The organism is Pseudoalteromonas sp. AS71 (genome assembly GCF_038900275.1).
Classification (GTDB): domain Bacteria; phylum Pseudomonadota; class Gammaproteobacteria; order Enterobacterales; family Alteromonadaceae; genus Pseudoalteromonas.
Window position 1 is genome coordinate 13,558 of record NZ_JBBMQZ010000024.1, and the last position, 19,536, is coordinate 33,093.

Consider the following 19,536-nt stretch of genomic DNA (forward strand, 5'->3'; position numbering starts at 1 on the left):
TTGCCCGCTTATGCAATAGGATAAACATGACCTCTTTAGAGCACATAATTAATCGCCGCGATTGGGAAAACCCAATTTCAGTACAAGTTAATCAAGTAAAAGCGCACAGCCCACTCAATGGTTTTAAAAGCGTTGAACATGCCCGTACTAACACACAATCGCAAAAGCAAAGTTTAAACGGTCAGTGGGATTTTAAATTATTTGATAAACCCGAAGCGGTCGATGAGTCGTTGCTAAGTAAAACACTAAACAGCGACTGGCAAAGCATTACAGTGCCTTCTAACTGGCAATTACACGGTTTTGATAAACCTATTTACTGTAATGTTAAATACCCGTTTGCAGTTAACCCGCCTTTTGTACCAAGCGATAACCCTACAGGCTGTTACCGCACTGAATTTACGATTACGGCGGATCAATTAGCTCAGCGTAATCATATTATTTTTGAAGGCGTTAACTCGGCGTTTCACCTTTGGTGTAACGGGCAATGGGTGGGCTACTCGCAGGATAGCCGCTTACCAAGCGAATTTGATTTAAGCAAACTGTTAGTGGCTGGCACCAACCGCATTGCGGTTATGGTTATTCGCTGGAGCGATGGCAGTTACTTAGAAGATCAAGACATGTGGTGGCTAAGCGGTATATTCCGCGATGTTAACTTACTTACAAAACCACAAAAACAAATACGTGATGTGTTTATAACCCCCGATTTAGACGCTTGCTACCGTGATGCAACGCTACATATAAAAACCGCGATTAATGCGCCAAATAACTATCAAGTAGCAGTGCAAGTTTTTGATAACGAGCAAGCACTGTGCGAGCCACAGATTCAAAGCACTAACAATAAACGTGTTGATGAAAAAGGCGGCTGGAGCGATGTCGTATTTCAAACAATTGATATACAAAGCCCTAAGAAATGGACCGCCGAAACCCCTTACTTATACAGCTGTGTTGTAAGCCTGTTAGATGAGCAAGGCAACACTGTAGATGTAGAAGCCTACAACATTGGCTTTAGAAAAGTAGAAATGCTTAACGGGCAGCTTTGCCTAAACGGCAAGCCGCTACTTATTCGCGGCGTTAACCGCCACGAGCACCACCCTGAAAACGGTCATACAGTTACTACCGCCGATATGATTGAAGATATTAAGCTGATGAAGCAAAATAACTTTAACGCCGTGCGTACTGCTCACTACCCTAACCATCCACGCTTTTACGAGTTATGTGACGAGCTAGGTTTATACGTAGTAGATGAAGCCAATATAGAAACCCACGGCATGTTTCCTATGGGGCGTTTAGCGAGCGATCCGCAGTGGGCCGGTGCATTTATGTCGCGCTATACGCAAATGGTTGAGCGCGACAAAAACCACGCCTCAATTATTATTTGGTCATTGGGTAACGAATGCGGGCACGGTGCAAATCATGATGCTATGTACGGCTGGTCAAAAAGCTTTGACCCCTCTCGCCCAGTGCAATACGAGGGCGGCGGCGCAAATACAACGGCTACCGACATTATTTGTCCAATGTACGCCCGTGTAGATACCGATATTGAAGACGATGCGGTACCTAAATACTCTATTAAAAAATGGTTGAGCCTACCGGGTGAAACTCGCCCACTTATTTTATGTGAATACGCCCATGCAATGGGTAACAGCCTAGGTAGCTTTGACGATTACTGGCAAGCATTTAGAGAATACCCACGCCTGCAAGGCGGCTTTATTTGGGATTGGGTAGATCAAGGTTTATCTAAAACAGACGAAAACGGTGAGCATTACTGGGCTTACGGTGGCGACTTTGGTGATGAACTAAATGACCGACAGTTTTGTATAAACGGCTTATTGTTCCCAGACCGAACACCGCACCCTAGCCTGTTTGAAGCTAAATACAGCCAGCAACATTTACAATTTACATTGCGTGAGCAAAATCAAAACCAATACACCATTGATGTATTTAGCGATTACGTATTTAGACATACCGATAACGAAAAGCTTATTTGGCAGTTAATGCAAAATGGCGTGTGTGTTGAGCAAGGCGAGCAAGTACTTAATATAGCGCCGCAAAGTACGCACACGTTAACGATTAAAACTAAAACAGCGTTTGAGCAAGGTGCGCAATATTACCTTAATTTAGATGTAGCACTAATTAACGACTCACACTTTGCAAGCGCTCAACATATTATGGATACGGCGCAGTTTAAGTTAATGAACAGTAATAATTTAAACGATAAATCATTTACACCAACCTCCAAGCAAAGCGCTATAAATATTAGCGAAACCGATTCTCACCTAAGTATTGAAAACGATAAGTTTAAACTTGTTTTTAGCAAGCAATCAGGGCTTATAGAGCAGTGGTTACAAAACGATACTCTGGTTATTAGTAGCCCACTGGTTGATAGCTTTTATCGTGCGCCACTTGATAACGACATTGGTGTAAGCGAAGTAGATAACCTAGATCCTAATGCGTGGGAGGCTCGTTGGTTGCGTGCAGGTATAGGGCAATGGCAGCGCACATGTAGCTCAATTCACGCAGTGCAATCAAGTGTTGATGTACGTATTACTTGTGTATTTAATTACGAGTTTAACGGCGTGCTACAGGCTCAAACACAGTGGCTATATACACTAAATAATACCGGTAATATTAGCCTAAATATTAACGTGCACTTAAACGATACCCTGCCGCCAATGCCGCGTATAGGGCTAAGTACAACGCTTAACAAGCAAAGCGATACAAAAGTAAACTGGCTAGGTTTAGGGCCTTTCGAAAACTACCCAGATCGCAAAGCCGCAGCACGTTTAGGTTATTACAGCTTGAGCTTAAATGAGCTACATACCCCGTATATATTCCCAACTGATAATGGACTGCGTAGCGATTGCCAATTACTGAGTATTAATAATTTAACCGTGACTGGCGCGTTTTTGTTTGCAGCTAGCGAGTATTCTCAAAGTATGTTAACTCAGGCGAAACACACTAACGAACTAATTGCTGATGATTGCGTACATGTGCATATTGATCATCAACATATGGGCGTGGGTGGTGATGACTCGTGGAGCCCAAGCACCCATAAAGAATATTTACTTGAGCAAAAGCAGTATAGTTATTCTTTAACTTTTTCAGCTAAATAGGTTATTTAAACAAAAGCAGCGGCCAAATTAGCCGCTGTTTTTTAAATTTATAAACGTTATTTATTAGCTAGTTTTTTAGCTAATACGTTATCAAGCGAAAAACTTCCCGCTCCTTGAATGGCAAGTGCAGCCATTACAACAAGTAACGTTAACGCATATTCGTAGCCATTGTTTGCCATAAACAAACCATTACTAATATGCACGCTAAAAATAGCAATTAGCATAGTAAAGCCAGCAATAACCGCTGCTGGGCGTGTTAATAAACCAATAACCAAGGCAATACCACCAAAAAACTCTGCACTACCGGCCATCATTGCTAACCAGTAGCCTGGCTCTAAACCAATACTCGCCATCCATTGACCTGTACCTTCAAGGCCATAACCGCCAAACCAAGCAAATAATTTTTGTGCACCATGCGCAGCTAAAATAAGGCCCACAGGCACTCGTAAAATTAATGCTGCTGCGCCTGCTTTTGAGCTAAGTAATGTGTTTAGTAATTTCATGAGTTTTAGTCCTGTTTAATTTATTTGAGCGTTAGATTTCTTCTAACCGTTGAGCACAGTTTACTATCATCATTTGCAAACATTAATACCAGCATTATTGGTTAATTATCAATGCAGTGTTTTTAATTTATTTAATACCAATTCGCTTAATTAAGTGATCTATTTTGAGGATGGAAAAACGTGTTGATAACTAGGCAAAAAATTTGCTATTTAGTTGTTCTAAATGAGAATTTTTTAACGCAAATAGCGATACGTTTAGCCCCGCAAAATGATTAAGTATTATTGCGGATTGGTATAACTCACAAAAAAGCCGCTAGCTTTAAACGTTAGCGGCTTTAAGTTTTAAGTTACTTTAAAATGATTAAGCAACAGCTTGCTCTAAAATTTCGCGGCTTTCTTTAAGCGTAATAGCTTGGTTTTCACCAAGTGCTAGCATGCCATGCGCTTCAAGTTTGCCAATAATGTTGTCAATCGCAGCGGCTTTATCATCGCCATGCTCAGTAAGCACAGTTGCTACGTCAAGGCTGTGGTAAAACGCTTCAATTGCTTCAATTGTTTTCTCAGCTAAGTCGTCAGATTGCTCAAGACCAAATACGTTTTTACCCATTTGCTCAAGCTTTGCTTTTTTAACTGCAAATTGGTTGCGTAGTAAAGAAGGCTGAACAATAGCAAGTGAACGAGCATGATCAACACCGTAAGCAGCTGTAAGTTCGTGGCCAATCATGTGTGTTGCCCAATCTTGCGATACACCAGAACCAATTAAACCATTAAGTGCTTGGTTAGCTGCCCACATAAGGTTTGCACGCCATGCATCGTCTTGGTTTTCAAAGTTATCGCCCAGTGTTTTAAGCGTTCTTAATAGTGCCTCTGCGTAACCTTCTTGAACCAATGCTGTTTCAGGGAATGTTAGGTACTGCTCACAGGTATGAACCCATGCATCTACTAATCCATTCACAAGTTGGCGCTGTGGTAATGTTTTCATTACATCAGGGTCCATAATCGCAAATTTAGGAAGTACTTCTGGTGATGCAAACGGTAGTTTTTGCTTCGTTGCTTCTTTGCTCACAACTGAGTTTTGGTTAGACTCTGAACCCGTTGCAGGCAATGTTAATATTGCACCAATTGGTAATGCACTAGTAATAGTGTGCTTACCAGTAGGAATATCCCAACCTTCTCCATCATAAACTGCAGATGCTGCAATGTATTTAACGCCGTCGATTACTGAACCGCCGCCTACACCTAGTACAAAGTCGATGCCTTGTTCTTTACAAATTTTTACTGCTTGGTCTAGTACTTCTATAGTTGGGTTAGCGCCTACACCCGAAAATTCAACCCAGTCAAAGCCTTCAAGTGCTGCTGCAACTTGGTCGTACACGCCGTTCTTTTTAATTGAACCGCCGCCGTACACTACAAGTACTTTTTGATCCTTTGCGATCAAATCAGTTAGTGAGGCAATTTGTTCTTGGCCGAACTGGATAAGTGTTGGGTTTACGTAGCTAAATTTCATTATTTTGCTCCTAGGTGACGGTTAAATACTAAATATAATGCTTAGTTACTCACTAAGCTAAACTTCAATGAGTGCATATTAGTGGCAAAACAAACATAAAAAAAGCCCAATAACTCGCAAAAGCTTGCCTAAAACTGTCAACATTGATATTTTAAGCAAAATCCGTACGATAGTAGATGCTTTAATGTCCTCAATAGCCAACATGATGCAAAAATTTGCAGAGCACAATAATTTACTTAACTTTGAAGGCAACATGGAAACCATTATTCCAGGTGTGTATTTTCATCGTGCAAGTAAAAGCTCGCCGCGCCAGCCACTTATATATAACTCAGGTATTATTATTGTTGGGCAAGGACATAAAATAATTCACTTCCCTGATCATCAAATAAAGTATGGCGAAGGTGACTACCTTGTTTTAGGTGTGCCTGTACCACTTGAGTGCGAAGCTTTTACCGATAACAACCTGCCTGTTATGGGTATTGTTATAGATATAAACCCGGTAATGTTACATAAATTAGTAAACCAAATTGGTACACATAAGCCATTCACTACTGGGCAAATGAGTGGCGTTCAATCGGCTAAAATAGATGGTGCAATGGAGCAAGTAACCCACCGTTTACTTAGTGTGCTTAATAACCCCATTGAGGCTGACGTTTTTGGCGAAGATATAGTAAAAGAATTGGTATACCGCGTACTTTGTGGTCCACAAGGACATACTTTAATAGGGCTTGCTATGCATGATGGGCATTATGCGCGTATCGCCCGTACGCTCTCAACTATGCACAGTAGTTATGCCAATCAAATTACAGTTGAAGGATTAGCTGAAGATGTAAACATGAGCGTATCATCGTTCCATCGTGCTTTTAGGCAAGTAACGTTTGAGTCACCTTTGCAGTATTTAAAAAAAGTACGCTTAGCTAAAGCTAAAGAGCTTATAACCACTAGTGGAAGCAAAGCCAACGAAGCCGCATTAAAGGTTGGCTATACGAGCCCATCGCAATTTAGCCGCGAATTTAAACGCCACTTTAATAAAACACCTAGTGAAATGTTAACTCAACTACATAGCTAAAGATAATGGTCTTAGAGATGTAAATTAACCGAGCGAGTTAATCTTAAGCACTGCTTTTTTGGTGTTTAGCAAAGCTTGCTTAGTAAATTGGCGATTAATAAGTTGGCTAAAAATAATAGTAAATAACGTTGAGCAAATGGCAGCTGTTGCGTACACCTGCCAAATCATAAAATTATGTTTTAACATAAACGCAATCACCGCAAAAAATACACATCCACCTAATGAACCAATAATACCGCCATTAAGAATTTTAAACGTTGAGGCTTGTTTGTCACTAAAGTGGGCAACACTGCCCATTACCGCCAAAATAACCGGAAAGGTAGAGATTAACCCGCTCCACGCAGACCCTATATGCTGTGATATAAACGTAACAAGCACGATAAAGCTCGTCACTAATATCATTTTTACCGGAAGCTCCCAGCGGGCATTTAATGGTTTTGCATCAACTGATATATTTAGCTTTGTAGAGATAATAGTTAAACCGAGTAAAATACAAAGCGAAACCACACTCGCCACAATAATATTCACTGGTAAAAATAAAGTAATAACGCTAAATACACACCAAATACTTAACGCTGTAAAAAGCGATTTAAGCATTCCAAACCTTCGTGATACAACCAAGTAACTAAAACAAAATAAACCTATGCCGCTCATTCCATATAAAGATGCCACAGCAGAGTTTGCAGCAAATAATTTACCTTGCTCTAATGCTATAAAATAAGAAATAGGCCCAGAGGTAATAGGCAAGCCAGGAATTATGCCGCTAACAAAACTACCAAAGCGTTTTTGGGCGAATGTTATTAGTAAAATAAGCAAAGGTGCAATTATGAGTTTAAGCAGCATAAATAACAATAAAGTATGAGAGTTTAAATTAAGTCTACGTGTCTATACCTACATTGTAGAGTGAATAAAAATCATGTATGTAGCGTAATTTTTTTCACCTGTAAGTATTAACTAATTTATCAAAACACTGATTAATAGTTATAAAAAAACCACTTATTAAAGTGGTTTTTTAGCTTAACTTAAACAACAGCATTTATACTTTTTTAAATAAAACCTCTGGGTTTACCATGGTTTTCATTTCAAGCACATTGCCATTTGGATCTTCAATAAAAAACGTTTCTTGCTCAAACTCATCACCAATAAAACGGCGGTATGGTTTATCTAGGTATTCAATACCCGCATCTTCAATACGTTTTTTTAATCCATTAAATTCATCTTCAGATAAGTGAATCCCAAAGTGAGGTACTGCTACAGCTCCCATATCAACATCATGGCGAACTGTTGGTAAGCGCTCAACACTTTGGTGCAAGGTAAGTTCATTACCCCAAAAGTCTATATCTACCCAGCGACCTTCTTCACTGTTACCGGTTTTACAGCCTAGTACGTCACAATAAAACGCTTTAGCCACTTTTAAATCGCCAGCCGGAATAGCCAGATGCAAACAGTTAGACATAAATAACCCTTGGTTAACACTTTAATACATTAAATTATCGCCATTATACATAATTTGTGATTTATAGGACATTAACAACGATACTATTAAGCATATTTAATACCTAAAAGTCGTTTAAAAAACATGCTTTTTAAATGTGTAATTACTTATAACATTTATTTGTTAGAGAGTATTAGAAAGCGCAAAAGGATTAGTTTAAAATGCGCCGCTATGATTAAATTCTTACTTTTAAAATTCATTACTTTCTTTTTAGGCTTTGTAGCTTGCTTTGCTATGCACACTACTTTTGCACTGCCTTTAGTAATTTCTGCTGCGCTAACGGGGCTTATAGGCTCGTTTATTCCCTTTCCTGCGCGTTATAAAAATCATCCTTATGCTGCAATTTATGCTGGTAGCTTTGCCGGTATGTGTTCAACCCATTTAATTACCAGTTACTGGGAAATTGCTATTATTTCGCTTATTGGCTCAAGTTTGTATGTGCTTACTATGAATATGTTTACTGGCTTTGGCGGTAAGCTTGGCAGTGTTGCCTTTGCTAGTGTGGCACTTTTTGTATTAGCTAAAGGAATTGTATTATGAGTATTAAATACCCGTTACTTGTACTGCTTGGTGCCTTTTTAACATTTTACTTGGCTAAACATAGCCGCTTTGATGGGGTTAGAGCGTCGTCTTCACTTTCCATTATTGCTTATTTAATTTTTAGCGCTTTAAATTTGAACTCCGATTTATACGCAATTGTATTTTTTGGCGGCACATTCATAGGTATGAGCGCCCCACATCGATTTGGTATTTATACCGTAGCAAGCTCATCTATTTTGTTTTCAATATTATTTGAGTTCCTTGTACCAAAACTTGACGGCTACGGCGGTGCGTTGGGTATTAGTGCATTTTTATCTGTATGTATCTGCCATACTTGTATTTTGTTAGGTGCCCCAAGAAGTAAAAAACCGCCACCAGTTAAATAAAAAGTGGAAACTAGGCTGATTTTTATCCTGACATTAACTTTAATATATTTAAAAATTAGAGTGTAAAATATTCATGTTTTAGCCTGTTCCTTTTTTCTGCAAGTCTGTTAGAATCTTCCGCGAACTTTATTTACCCTAAATAAAGACAATCATATATGGATTTATGAAAATGAAAAAACTAATCGCAGTAGCAGCTCTATCTTTACTTCCTTTCTCAAACGCAATGGCTGACCAAGATATTGGTTGTGGTCTTGGTTCTATGTTATTTGCAGGTCAGCAAGGTAAAGGCGTTAAAATTTTAGGCGCTACAACAAACGGTACATCTGGTAACCAAACTTTTGGTATCACTTTTGGTACTCTTGGTTGTGATGGTACTGGTACAGTAACTTCTTCAGAAAAAATCGCTTTATTCATTGACGGTAACATGGAGCAACTTGCTCGTGATATGTCAAAAGGTGAAGGCGAAACTTTAGCTACTCTAGCTGAAGCTTGGGGTGTTGCAGATCAAGATAAAGCAGCGTTCAATAAGCTTGCTCAAGCACAGTTTTCTTCAGTATTTACTTCTGAAAACGTGACTTCACAAACAGTTTTAGAAAACCTAAACACTGTTCTTGCAAGTAACGCACAACTTGCTTCTTATACTCTTTCTTAATCAGCTAAATTAGCCGGTTTTATACGTATAAATAAAGCCGCTGGAGTATTTCTCTAGCGGCTTTTGTAATTTAGTGATTATGAAAAAAATATTATTTGGTTTACTGCTCGCACTTTTTAGTACTTACTCAAACGCTCAAAGTATTGAAACAAATACATTAGCAACACACCCTTACTGGCTTAAATTAGGTCACTACCGCGGGGCCATATTTGGTGATTGGAAAAGTGAAGTAGACAGTGCTGAGTTTTTTTTATCTCCTACAGGTAAAACAAGCCCATATGACGAACTTAAAGCCACTATAGCCGCATTTAGTGGTAAAAATACTGACCCAAAAACAACACAATATCGTTGTCAGTTTCCTGCACGTTATAAATGGCTAAAAACAAAAATTAAAAATAACTGGCCCGAACTTAATTGCCCAGAGCTACAGGCGTGGCAAAAAATAATAAACCCTAGAGGGGTTACGTTAGTTTTTCCAACTGCATTTATGAATAGCCCATCATCAATGTTTGGCCACACTTTACTTCGTATTGATGCAAAAGATCAGACTCGCCATAAAGAGTTGCTCGCATTCGCAGTTAATTTTGCAGCAGAACCAGACGGCTCAGATAACGCAGCTATGTATGCACTAAAAGGCTTGATTGGCAGCTACCCTGGTAAGTTTTCACTTATGCCGTACTATAAAAAAGTACGCGAATATAATGACTTAGAATCTCGTGATATTTGGGAATATAAACTTAATTTATCAGAGCCACAGGTAGAGCTCATTTTATTGCACTTGTGGGAACTACAATTAGCTACATTCGATTACTTTTTTATTGATGAAAACTGCTCTTACCAATTACTTGCATTATTACAACTTGCGCAAGAGGACCTTGATTTAACATCGTCATTTAATATGCAAGCTATTCCATCAGATACCGTTGCAGTACTAAGAAATAACAACTTATTACAAACACCTAATTACCGCCCTGCTTTTGGTACTAAGCTATACCATTACTCTACTCAGATGACTGACGAACAACTTGATGATGCAAGAGAGTTAATGCAAGGTGGCTCTCTCAATACTCGTAATTACTCACAGTCGCAATTAGTCGCTATATTAGAAATGGCGTATGAATGGTTAAATTTTGAGTTTTACGATAAAGCATTAAATCGTGAAGAAATTGCCCCGCGACTAACTAAGCTACTCCTAATGCGCAGCAAATATAAAGTAGCTTCGCCATTTACTAAGCCAAGCCGCCCTATTGCTTCTCCAGAGCAAGGTCATGGTTCTTCTAAAGTATCGCTAGGTAGGGTACAAAATAATAACCAAGCAAACCTTACAAATTTTGGTTATAGGCTTGCGTATCATGACTTACTAGATAGGCCTGAAGGTTTTATAGCGGGTGCACAAATTAGTTTTTTTGATTTGGAAACCTCTATTACTGACGAAGGAAATGCAGATATTGAACATTTTTACTTATTAGATACTATGTCGCTTGCACCCGATAACCGCGTATTTGATAGCTGGTCGTGGAACTTTAAAATGGGCTTTGACCGACAACCAAGTGACAGTAAACGTTTAGGCCGCTTTTTTACAAAAGGAGGTTATGGTAAATCTTATGGCGATCCTAATAATGTACACGGCTATATTCTTGGTCAATTTGAGCTAAATACAGGCGATATAACCGACCGACTTAGTACAGGAATAGGCAGCGAAGCCGGTGTAATTTGGCAAATAAACAATAACCATAAACTCGCTTTAACTGGCAATATATTATGGCTAACTGATAACGCAGCAAGTAAGCACAGCGAAATAGCTGTAACATGGAATTACGCTGTTTCTCGCAATGTATCGCTGCGCAGCAAATTACAGCATGCTCAATGGCATAGCCATAATTCATCAATGAGTTTAGCTATACAGTTTTACTTTTAACTTATTCAACATTATTTATGTTTAATGCTACTTGTAGGGTAGCCAAATAGCACTCTACATTTAGCTTTTATTCCTGATGCCTTATAAACACTTTTAAATAAGTGCTCCCACTGATGAAATGTAATAACGACTGGGTTATTGCTATTAAGCTGCCCTATAATGCCGTATTTACAAGGCTTTGATTTATCTTCTTCTACAAAGGTGCCAAATAACTTATCCCAAATAATAAGTACACCTGCAAAATTTTTATCAAGGTAACCTGCATTTATTGCGTGATGAACTCGATGATGCGAAGGCGTATTAAAGACTTTTTCAAACCAGCCTAACTTACTCACTATTTGAGTATGTACAAAAAATTGATACGCCAAATTTAATGCAACCACGCTAAATACTGTTAGCGGTTCAAATCCAATTAAAATCATAGGTAGCCAAAACATCCACATACCGGCTACGGGGTACATTAAGCTTTGCCTAAATGCGGTGGTGAAATTCATTTTAGTTGAACTATGGTGCACCACATGTGCAGCCCACAACCAATGAATATGATGCGATGCTTTATGAAACCAATAATACAAAAAATCTTGCAGTAAAAATGCAAATGCAATACTTAATATACTCACTTCAATATCAAACAATCTATAGTCATACAACCAATTAAATAAAGGCATTAATAGCAGTAACTCAATAGCATCGGCGCCTTGGTGCAATAGTGCTAACACTGTATTTGCTAGGCTATCTTTTATGTCGTAATAGCGCTTAAACTTAATAAACTCAGAGCAAACAAATATCAAAAATAATGGACTCAGAGCGAGTAAAATAATTTCTGAGTTCATGCTTTACCCACCAAAAAATAATTATTTAAATTGTTTAACGCTTGGGTTATATCTTTTGTAATAACATATTTAAGTAATGCATTTGGCATCCACCACGGAGCTGAGCAGCTTATGCAATAGTTAAGTTCGGTAACTAAAGTATTGATGTATTTATTTGCAATGAGGTATATATCGCCTCGATGATTAGCTACTGGTTTATCGCCTACTATTTGATAACTGATATGATTTTGATCGGCACTGATTATTTGCTCTGAAAACGTTATTTTACCTATTTTTACTTGCCTAACAGATCCTTTCCCGCCTTCTATTTGCCCTTCGTTTTGTGCTTGTAGCAGCTTAAATTTGGCATTAAAAAATCGATGCAACTGTTGATGATCCAATAGTGTGCTTATTATTTGCTTTGGCTGTGCATTAAGCGTTTGTTTAATTGTTATAAGTATCATTTTTACAGCAAGAGGTTATTAGGCATTCAACTAGCATATAAAAATTTAACGTGGCAAACTTGCTAATACACGACTATTTTTTAGCTTTAGATGACAAATGCACACATTAGCTGATCATTACTTTTCAAGTATTCTTGATTACTTACAAGCGCAAGGCATTAATACTAAAACGGCTTTGCACGCTATTAGCTTTGACGAATTTAGTAATCAGCATACCCATCAATTAGCGCCGCGTATTAGTTTAAATAGTTACAATGCTTTATTAGTTTATGGCAAGAAAACACTTAACGACCCTCTTTTTGGTTTTACCCTAGGTCAGCAAATTCGCACTGCTGACTACGGCGTTTTAGGTTACTTAATTGAATCAAGCGATAACTTAAGCAGTGCCATTAAAGCATTGTTAAGCTACGACAGCTTGGTGGCTGATATTGGTAAGGCCAAGTTTGAACTAAATACTGATACAGCAACTATTCGTTGGATTGCTCATCAAAGTTGTAATGAGCATGTAGTTTTACGAAACATGACCGCGTGGGTAAGTGTAATTCGCCAGTTAATAAACTTAACGCTTTCGCCAAGTAGTATTAGTTTCACTTATAATTGGTTGCCATTGCAAAGACGCGCCCTTGAATCATGGTTTAAATGCCCTGTAAAAAGCAGTGCTGAATATAATCAAATTAGCTTTCCGAGCCATTATTTAACGCTGCCCTTTAAAACCGATAACGCCATTATTAATTCTACTTTTAAGCAATTGTCAGAGCAGCAACTCTCTAATTTTAAAAGCCAGCAGCGTATTGACGATAAAGTTAATCAGTTACTTACAGCTAAAACCACCTTGCAAAACTGTAACCTAATAGGCATAGCTGATGCACTCAATTTAACACCCCGAACGCTACAACGACGCTTAAAAGAACAAAACTTAACCTTTGCTCAGTTACTTGAAAAAGAACGTAAAAAACGTGCAGATACATTAATAGCCAGCATGCCACTTGCTGATTTATCTAATATTTTAGGATTTAAAGATCAAAGCTCTTTTAATCGCGCATTTTTACGCTGGCATAAGTGCTCGCCATTAAAATTTACAAAAAGCGCTAAATCAAAGTAAGGTGCTAATGCTGTTTATTTACATTAAATAAACATAAAATGTATACCTTTTAAGCAGCACTCTTTACACTAGCGATAATATTATTTAAAAAGATTTGTTTATGTTAGTGCGTGTTGTATTTAGTGCCTGTGTATTTATGTTTTATAGCGCCATATGTAACGCAGACCCCGTCACATTTATAGCTGAAGACCTTCCTCCTTATCACTTTAAAAATCAGCAAGGTGAAGTAAGCGGCGCTTTAGTCGACATTGCCAAAGCCGTTGTGAAGCAAACAAACTTAACCGCTAATTTTGAAATAATGCCTATGGCCCGCGTTTTTAAAGAGCATCAAACAAGTACCAACGCGATAATGTTGTCTTTGTTAAAAACCCCAGAGCGGATTAATAAATATACGTGGTTAGGCGAAGTGTACTTCGCAGATGCCTATTTAATTAGTTTAAAAAACCATGTAGATGAAGTCGTTCACTTAAATTTTGCTAAAGAGTATAAAGTAGCAACCATTCGAGGCTACCTGAGTGAGGCCTACTTAAAGCAAAAAGGCTTTACCGAAAACAAAAACTTGATACTGGTCAGCTACTATAACCAACTTTGGCAAATGCTTTATAAAAACCGAATCGACTTTGTAGTAACTAATACACTTACACTTGATAACGAGTTAAAAAGCCTAGAACTCGATCCTAGCCTAATAACAAAACGAATTCATTTAAGCGATCTGCCCTCTTCACTTAATTTTGCAGCAAGTAAGCAACTTAATCCTAAAACAGCTAAAGCACTCTCTGACGCATTAAATAATATTAAAGAAAATGGTGAATACCGTGCCATTTTAAACAAGTGGCAACTTTTATTACCAAACACGACTAACTTGCAGCACTAACCATGGTTAAAGCCCGACATTAGTTATTGGCAGTGGTTATTTAGTTATTTGCTGAACACAGCAAAGCGAACTACAAAATTAATACCCCCCGAAAAAACTACACTTTAGCGCCAAAGGCCACGTTAAACATCATTAAGAGAATAGCCAAGCACATAAAAAATACATACCCCAAACACCTCCATAAAAGCCGTTAAAAAACACCTCAACCAAATTGGTATAACAAAAAATCATTTAAAAAATATTTAACTTTACCAATTGGTAAGTTTTAATTGTTAAATTGGTATGCTAGATTGAGATTAAACGATGCCTGTACCGCACAATTTTTACTTCATCACACAGAGACAATAATGATAAAAAATACATCCACATTTAAACTTACGGCTTTAGCCGTTATCACCCCTTTACTTTTTACCGCTTGTTCAAGTACCCAAAGCACTAATCAGCAAAGCGATGCGCCTGTACCTGCAACAAAGTTTGATTTATCTCACTGGAAAATAAATGTACCAGTTGATTTAAACAACGACGGTAAAATTGATGAAATAGATGTAGAAGAAATTCAGACTTACGCACACCCTGATTTTTTCTATCTTGATGATAAAGGCTACATGGTATTTACCTCCCCTAATAAAGCGCTTACAAGTGCCAATTCTACTAATACCCGTAGTGAACTTAGACAAATGATCCGTGGATCAAATACTAAAATTAAAACTAAACACTCTAAAAACAACTTTGCTTTAGCTGTTCACCCGCTATCTGATCGATTTGGTTCTGTTGGTGGAAAAATGGAAGCAACGTTAAAAGTAGATCACGTTGCACTTCGTGCGACTGATCCTGATAAAAAAGCGGCTTACTCGGTTGTTGTAGGGCAAATTCACGCAGGTAAAGATCAGGCACTTATTGATACCAAGCTTGGTTATGGCTGGGGCAATGAACCACTTAAAATATATTACAAAAAATGGCCAGGACATAAAACAGGCTCAGTTTTTTGGAACTACGAACGTAACTTAGCTAAAACAAATCCTGACCGTACAGACATTACTTACCCTGTTTGGGGTAATACATGGGAAAACCCTAACGAGCCAGGCAGCGCCGGTATTGCACTCGGTGAAGAATTTAGCTACACGGTAAATGTGTATAAAAATGTTATGCACCTTACATTTAGCGCACAAGGCAAAGAAGACGTTAACTACTCTATTAATTTAGGTAATAACGTAGATGCTTATGGCAAAGTAGATGAAAAAGACCATCCACATGGTTACGCTGCAGATTGGCATTACTTTAAAGCCGGCGCTTATAACCAATGTAGTACTAAAAGCGCGAAAGGTATTTGGTACCCTGGTTGTTTAGGTACTGGCGATTGGACTAAAGATAAACAAAATGGCGATTACGCTCAAGTAAGCTTTAGTAAACTAGAGTTGAGCCCTGCGACACCGCCAACAAAATAACTAGGCTAGTACAACCTCAGATAAGTAATTTTTTAGTGATGTAAAAAGTGGCGTTGGTAGATTATTAATATCGCACCAGCGCCACTTTAAACATTTATTAGGCTCTTTAAGCTCAGGCTCTCCGCCCTCAAAATCAGCTTTTACATACAACGTAATATAGTGTTTGTTCTCTGCCGTAAAAATATCATTGGTAAAATCAAGCTTAGTAATTTTACTTACCTTTAAACCTGTTTCTTCAAACACTTCACGTATTGCACATTGCTCAACACTTTCACCAAACTCTAAATGCCCTCCAGGTGTTGCCCATGTATTAGCACCGTGCGCGCCAATGCGCTCACCTAGTAAAATTGTGTTTTGATGCTTTATAATAACCGCAACCCCTACTCTTACTGCATTACTCATATCGTCTTTTCTCTTATTTTTACTGCCCGCCATGCTGAACCACACGCTTTGTATTGTCAATTTGGTATTTTTAAAACCAGTATATTGATTAACTTTTAGCCGACCAAGGTCGAATAGCTTGCTTACTAAAAAAAGCCTACATTTTGTAAGGTCTCTCACACACACTAGCCTAGGAGCCTTATATGTCAGGCGAATATCAACAGCAATATAATGCATTTAAACAAAACCCAGCCCAATTTTGGCTCGAACAAAGTAAAAATATTCCATGGTATAAAACTCCCACAAAAGCATACACACAAGACGACGATGGGCTTTATCATTGGTTTAGCGACGGGCAATTAAACACCAGTTTTTTTAGCGCTAGACCTGCACGTTATTGCCGGATTTGGCGAGCAAACTGCACTGATTTACGACTCCCCAGTCACTAATACAAAGCAAACTTATAGCTACTCACAACTACAACAAGAAGTTGCTAAATTTGCAGGCGTAATACAATCGTTAGGCGTTACAAAAGGCGACTGCGTTGTTATTTATATGCCAATGATCCCACAAGCTGTTATTGGTATGTTGGCGTGCGCTCGCCTTGGCGCTATTCATTCGGTGGTATTTGGTGGGTTTGCTGCACACGAATTGGCTGTACGCATTGATGATGCCAAGCCCAAACTTATACTTAGCGCCTCATGCGGTGTTGAAGTAAACAGCGTTATTGAATACAAGCCACTTATTGATAACGCAATAGACTTAGCTGCGCACAAAGTAGAACACTGCGTTATTTATCAGCGTCCACAAGTAACCGCCACTCTTAAGCCTAAACGAGACATAGATTGGACTCAGGCAATGCAAACGGCTGCAAGCGCAGATCCGGTGCCTGTAAATGGAGATGATCCGCTTTATATTTTATATACCTCAGGCACGACAGGCACACCCAAAGGCGTAGTACGCGAAAATGGCGGTCACGCAGTGGCAATGCAATACAGCATGGCAACCGTTTATGGTATGAAGCCCGGCGACGTATTTTGGGCAGCGTCTGACATTGGCTGGGTAGTTGGGCACTCTTATATAGTTTACGCACCGCTAATGTATCGCTGCGCGACCGTATTATATGAAGGTAAACCCGTTAAAACGCCCGATGCTAGTGCATTTTGGCGCGTGGTTGAAGAATATAAAGTAAATGCATTATTTAGTGCCCCCACCGCCTTTAGAGCAATCAAAAAAGAAGATCCAAATGCCGATGGTTTTAATCAATACGATACCTCAAGCTTAAAACGTTTATTTTTAGCTGGCGAGCGGTTGGACCCTCCCACTTACGAGTGGCTTAAAGAAAAAACCAAACTGCCAGTGCTCGATCATTGGTGGCAAACAGAAACCGGCTGGGCTATTGCTTGTAACCCTGTAGGGCTTGAGTACTTAGCAACAAAACCTGGCAGCTCTACCGTGCCTACTCCAGGTTTTGAAGTGCGAATATTAGATATGGATGGCAATGAATGCGCAGCTAACGAGCAAGGCGCCGTGGTAATTAAACTGCCACTTCCACCGGGTTGCCTACCAACAATTTGGCAAGATACCCCGCGCTTTAAAGCAAGCTACCTAAATGAATACGAGGGTTATTATTTATCTGGCGATGGTGGTTATATTGATGAAGACGGCTACCTATTTATTATGGGCAGAACCGACGACGTTATAAATGTAGCAGGCCATAGGCTTTCTACCGGCGAAATGGAAGAGATAGTAGCCGCGCACCCTGCTGTTGCTGAATGCGCTGTTTTTGGTGTGAACGATCCTCTAAAGGGGCAACTTCCTATGGGAATGATCGTGCTTAAAAATGATTTTATGGGCTCAAGTACCGACGTAGAACAAGCGCTTGTTTTAAGTGTTCGTAATCAGATTGGCGCTATTGCGTGCCTTAAAAATATAGTTAGCGTAGATAAGTTACCTAAAACTCGCTCGGGTAAAATACTGCGTAAAAATTTGCGCCAATTGGTTGATGGCGAAGAGCTACAAATACCTTCAACCATAGATGATGCCAGTATCTTTGAAGAAATAAACCAACAACTAACGCAAAGATAAACCCAACCAAGCTATCTAAAGCCATTTTTATAATGGCTTTTTATTTCATCCTTATATTTGTTCCTTTTACTTAAGCTTAAGCTTTAATTTAACCAATAGTTGAAATTTTTTACTGCTTAATGCTTTCTTCTTTTAATAGCGTTATTAATTTAATCAATTTAAAAAGGAATGGTGTATGCCCCGCTTGCTACAAAAACTATTAACCACAGCCCTATTGTTTATAGGCTTTGCCACACAAGCCTATGAAATAGAAGACTTAGGAGATGGCTTACACCGCTTTATAGACGACAGACACCGCTCAGTATTTTTAATCACTCCTGAGGGTGCAATTGTTACCGACCCGCTTAACAAAAAAGCCGCCATCTGGTTAAACGAGCAAATTAAAACTCGCTTTAACGTACCGGTAAAATACGTAATTTATAGCCATAATCACAGCGATCATATTTACGGAGCCGAGGTATTTAAAAGCCCGCACACCACGTTTGTAGCACATAAACTTACCGCGCAAGATATTAAAAACACACAAATGAAAACGGTCATGCCCACTCTTACCTTTGATGATGAGCTGACTCTTAATTTAGGCAATTCAACGGTAAAGCTAAATTACCATGGTCCAAACGATGGGCGTGGTTCGGTTAGTATATTATTCGAAAAGCAAAAAACGTTGTTTGTAGTTGATTGGATAGTTATTGGCAGAATGCCGTGGCAAAAACTCTGGAGTTACGATATTCAAGGCATGATTAACTCAACTCAAGCAGTACTCAAATACGACTTTGATACTTTTGTAGGCGGACATGCCGACATTGGAAACAAAGCTAACGTAACACGCTACTTAAGTTATATAGAGCAGCTTTACAGCCAAGTAACCGCAGGCGCACTTGCAGGGCAAAGCCTTGATGAAATAAAGAAAAATGTAAAGTTAGATCAATTTAATGACTTTAAACAGTTTGATGCATGGTTACCGCTTAACGTAGAAGGCGTGTACGAGCGTTTAATGGAAGAGTCAGGCATGGGCTGGCGCAGCGATTTATAGGTTTTTTAGACCTTACTTTTTTGTGCAAATCTAATATTCAAATACAAAGGCATTAGCTTTAAATGCGCTATTGCCTTAGTGAACATTAGTAACATTTACACTCCACTTACGTTTATTGACAGCACTATACAAAAAAAGGTTTATCTTAAAGCTT

The 19,536-nt window shown here is 38.8% G+C and carries 17 protein-coding genes and 1 pseudogene; 11 read left to right on the plus strand and 7 right to left on the minus strand.

The genetic code is table 11. The features are described 5' to 3' along the window. Positions 1-26: 26 nt before the first annotated feature. Positions 27-3,113: a beta-galactosidase gene (locus tag WNY98_RS16800; RefSeq protein WP_342878454.1), complete on the plus strand. Its 3,087-nt coding sequence runs from the start codon at positions 27-29 to the stop codon at positions 3,111-3,113. A 56-nt stretch (positions 3,114-3,169) separates the two neighbouring features. Here WNY98_RS16800 and WNY98_RS16805 read toward each other — a convergent pair whose 3' ends face one another. Then, on the minus strand, positions 3,170-3,616 hold the full coding sequence (locus WNY98_RS16805) for a DoxX family protein (protein ID WP_170072678.1): 447 nt from the start codon (positions 3,614-3,616) through the stop codon (positions 3,170-3,172). 361 nt (positions 3,617-3,977) lie between these two features. Beyond that, the gene (locus tag WNY98_RS16810) at positions 3,978-5,123 is read right to left on the minus strand and encodes an iron-containing alcohol dehydrogenase (protein ID WP_197186107.1); all 1,146 of its coding nucleotides are present in this window, start codon (positions 5,121-5,123) and stop codon (positions 3,978-3,980) included. 184 nt (positions 5,124-5,307) lie between these two features. Between WNY98_RS16810 and WNY98_RS16815 the strand changes: the two genes are divergently transcribed. Continuing rightward, the gene (locus WNY98_RS16815; RefSeq protein WP_076925329.1) at positions 5,308-6,192 is read left to right on the plus strand and encodes an AraC family transcriptional regulator; all 885 of its coding nucleotides are present in this window, start codon (positions 5,308-5,310) and stop codon (positions 6,190-6,192) included. A gap of 24 nt (positions 6,193-6,216) precedes the next feature. Here WNY98_RS16815 and WNY98_RS16820 read toward each other — a convergent pair whose 3' ends face one another. Beyond that, positions 6,217-7,035 carry a hypothetical protein gene (locus WNY98_RS16820; RefSeq protein ID WP_197186108.1) on the minus strand — a complete coding sequence of 273 codons (819 nt, stop codon included), beginning with the start codon at positions 7,033-7,035 and terminating at the stop codon, positions 6,217-6,219. A gap of 193 nt (positions 7,036-7,228) precedes the next feature. Continuing rightward, entirely contained in the window at positions 7,229-7,648 is a 420-nt protein-coding gene (locus WNY98_RS16825; protein ID WP_002962853.1) for a VOC family protein, read from the minus strand. Positions 7,649-7,921: 273 nt separating this feature from the next. Here WNY98_RS16825 and WNY98_RS16830 point away from each other — a divergent pair, with 273 nt between their 5' ends. The 4 genes from WNY98_RS16830 to WNY98_RS16845 all read left to right on the plus strand — a co-directional run bounded on the left by WNY98_RS16830 (position 7,922) and on the right by WNY98_RS16845 (position 11,183). Further along, positions 7,922-8,227: a hypothetical protein gene (locus WNY98_RS16830; protein ID WP_002962854.1), complete on the plus strand. Its 306-nt coding sequence runs from the start codon at positions 7,922-7,924 to the stop codon at positions 8,225-8,227. Beyond that, positions 8,224-8,613, plus strand: coding sequence for a hypothetical protein (locus WNY98_RS16835; protein WP_342878455.1), 390 nt, complete (start codon positions 8,224-8,226; stop codon positions 8,611-8,613). The genes WNY98_RS16830 and WNY98_RS16835 overlap by 4 nt, the downstream gene beginning before the upstream one ends. A 169-nt stretch (positions 8,614-8,782) precedes the next feature. Beyond that, positions 8,783-9,265 carry a DUF3015 domain-containing protein gene (locus tag WNY98_RS16840; protein WP_024589733.1) on the plus strand — a complete coding sequence of 161 codons (483 nt, stop codon included), beginning with the start codon at positions 8,783-8,785 and terminating at the stop codon, positions 9,263-9,265. Between the two features lie 79 nt (positions 9,266-9,344). Next, the gene (locus tag WNY98_RS16845) at positions 9,345-11,183 is read left to right on the plus strand and encodes a DUF4105 domain-containing protein (protein WP_342878456.1); all 1,839 of its coding nucleotides are present in this window, start codon (positions 9,345-9,347) and stop codon (positions 11,181-11,183) included. Positions 11,184-11,194: 11 nt separating this feature from the next. Here WNY98_RS16845 and WNY98_RS16850 read toward each other — a convergent pair whose 3' ends face one another. Next, positions 11,195-12,016 (minus strand): sterol desaturase family protein, encoded by an 822-nt coding sequence (locus WNY98_RS16850; protein WP_342878457.1) that lies wholly within the window; start codon positions 12,014-12,016, stop codon positions 11,195-11,197. Beyond that, positions 12,013-12,459: an SRPBCC family protein gene (locus WNY98_RS16855; protein WP_342878458.1), complete on the minus strand. Its 447-nt coding sequence runs from the start codon at positions 12,457-12,459 to the stop codon at positions 12,013-12,015. Before WNY98_RS16855 ends, WNY98_RS16850 begins: the two co-directional genes overlap by 4 nt. A gap of 97 nt (positions 12,460-12,556) precedes the next feature. Here WNY98_RS16855 and WNY98_RS16860 point away from each other — a divergent pair, with 97 nt between their 5' ends. From WNY98_RS16860 to WNY98_RS16870, 3 genes are all read left to right on the plus strand, one after another. Further along, positions 12,557-13,561: an AraC family transcriptional regulator ligand-binding domain-containing protein gene (locus WNY98_RS16860; RefSeq protein ID WP_342878459.1), complete on the plus strand. Its 1,005-nt coding sequence runs from the start codon at positions 12,557-12,559 to the stop codon at positions 13,559-13,561. Between the two features lie 100 nt (positions 13,562-13,661). Further along, positions 13,662-14,435 carry a transporter substrate-binding domain-containing protein gene (locus WNY98_RS16865; protein WP_197186113.1) on the plus strand — a complete coding sequence of 258 codons (774 nt, stop codon included), beginning with the start codon at positions 13,662-13,664 and terminating at the stop codon, positions 14,433-14,435. Between the two features lie 347 nt (positions 14,436-14,782). Then, positions 14,783-15,880 carry a polysaccharide lyase family 7 protein gene (locus WNY98_RS16870; RefSeq protein WP_197186114.1) on the plus strand — a complete coding sequence of 366 codons (1,098 nt, stop codon included), beginning with the start codon at positions 14,783-14,785 and terminating at the stop codon, positions 15,878-15,880. Here WNY98_RS16870 and WNY98_RS16875 read toward each other — a convergent pair whose 3' ends face one another. Then, positions 15,881-16,282: an NUDIX hydrolase gene (locus tag WNY98_RS16875; protein ID WP_309169021.1), complete on the minus strand. Its 402-nt coding sequence runs from the start codon at positions 16,280-16,282 to the stop codon at positions 15,881-15,883. Between the two features lie 182 nt (positions 16,283-16,464). On the opposite strand from WNY98_RS16875, the pseudogene WNY98_RS16880 reads away from it, so the two are divergent. Both WNY98_RS16880 and WNY98_RS16885 read left to right on the plus strand, forming a co-directional pair. Beyond that, a pseudogene (locus WNY98_RS16880) lies at positions 16,465-18,349 on the plus strand (propionyl-CoA synthetase). A gap of 175 nt (positions 18,350-18,524) precedes the next feature. Continuing rightward, positions 18,525-19,382, plus strand: coding sequence for an MBL fold metallo-hydrolase (locus tag WNY98_RS16885; RefSeq protein ID WP_342878460.1), 858 nt, complete (start codon positions 18,525-18,527; stop codon positions 19,380-19,382). The last annotated feature ends 154 nt before the right edge of the window (positions 19,383-19,536 follow it).

Coding starts and splice junctions, on each gene's coding strand:
- WNY98_RS16825 (WP_002962853.1), bottom strand. CDS start 7,648: ATGTCTAACTGTTTGCATCTGGCTATTCCGGCTGGCGATTTAAAAGTG.
- WNY98_RS16815 (WP_076925329.1), top strand. CDS start 5,308: ATGTCCTCAATAGCCAACATGATGCAAAAATTTGCAGAGCACAATAAT.
- WNY98_RS16820 (WP_197186108.1), bottom strand. CDS start 7,035: ATGCTGCTTAAACTCATAATTGCACCTTTGCTTATTTTACTAATAACA.
- WNY98_RS16850 (WP_342878457.1), bottom strand. CDS start 12,016: ATGAACTCAGAAATTATTTTACTCGCTCTGAGTCCATTATTTTTGATA.
- WNY98_RS16845 (WP_342878456.1), top strand. CDS start 9,345: ATGAAAAAAATATTATTTGGTTTACTGCTCGCACTTTTTAGTACTTAC.
- WNY98_RS16860 (WP_342878459.1), top strand. CDS start 12,557: ATGCACACATTAGCTGATCATTACTTTTCAAGTATTCTTGATTACTTA.
- WNY98_RS16870 (WP_197186114.1), top strand. CDS start 14,783: ATGATAAAAAATACATCCACATTTAAACTTACGGCTTTAGCCGTTATC.
- WNY98_RS16810 (WP_197186107.1), bottom strand. CDS start 5,123: ATGAAATTTAGCTACGTAAACCCAACACTTATCCAGTTCGGCCAAGAA.
- WNY98_RS16855 (WP_342878458.1), bottom strand. CDS start 12,459: ATGATACTTATAACAATTAAACAAACGCTTAATGCACAGCCAAAGCAA.
- WNY98_RS16865 (WP_197186113.1), top strand. CDS start 13,662: ATGTTAGTGCGTGTTGTATTTAGTGCCTGTGTATTTATGTTTTATAGC.
- WNY98_RS16835 (WP_342878455.1), top strand. CDS start 8,224: ATGAGTATTAAATACCCGTTACTTGTACTGCTTGGTGCCTTTTTAACA.
- WNY98_RS16885 (WP_342878460.1), top strand. CDS start 18,525: ATGCCCCGCTTGCTACAAAAACTATTAACCACAGCCCTATTGTTTATA.
- WNY98_RS16800 (WP_342878454.1), top strand. CDS start 27: ATGACCTCTTTAGAGCACATAATTAATCGCCGCGATTGGGAAAACCCA.
- WNY98_RS16875 (WP_309169021.1), bottom strand. CDS start 16,282: ATGAGTAATGCAGTAAGAGTAGGGGTTGCGGTTATTATAAAGCATCAA.
- WNY98_RS16830 (WP_002962854.1), top strand. CDS start 7,922: ATGCACACTACTTTTGCACTGCCTTTAGTAATTTCTGCTGCGCTAACG.
- WNY98_RS16840 (WP_024589733.1), top strand. CDS start 8,783: ATGAAAAAACTAATCGCAGTAGCAGCTCTATCTTTACTTCCTTTCTCA.
- WNY98_RS16805 (WP_170072678.1), bottom strand. CDS start 3,616: ATGAAATTACTAAACACATTACTTAGCTCAAAAGCAGGCGCAGCAGCA.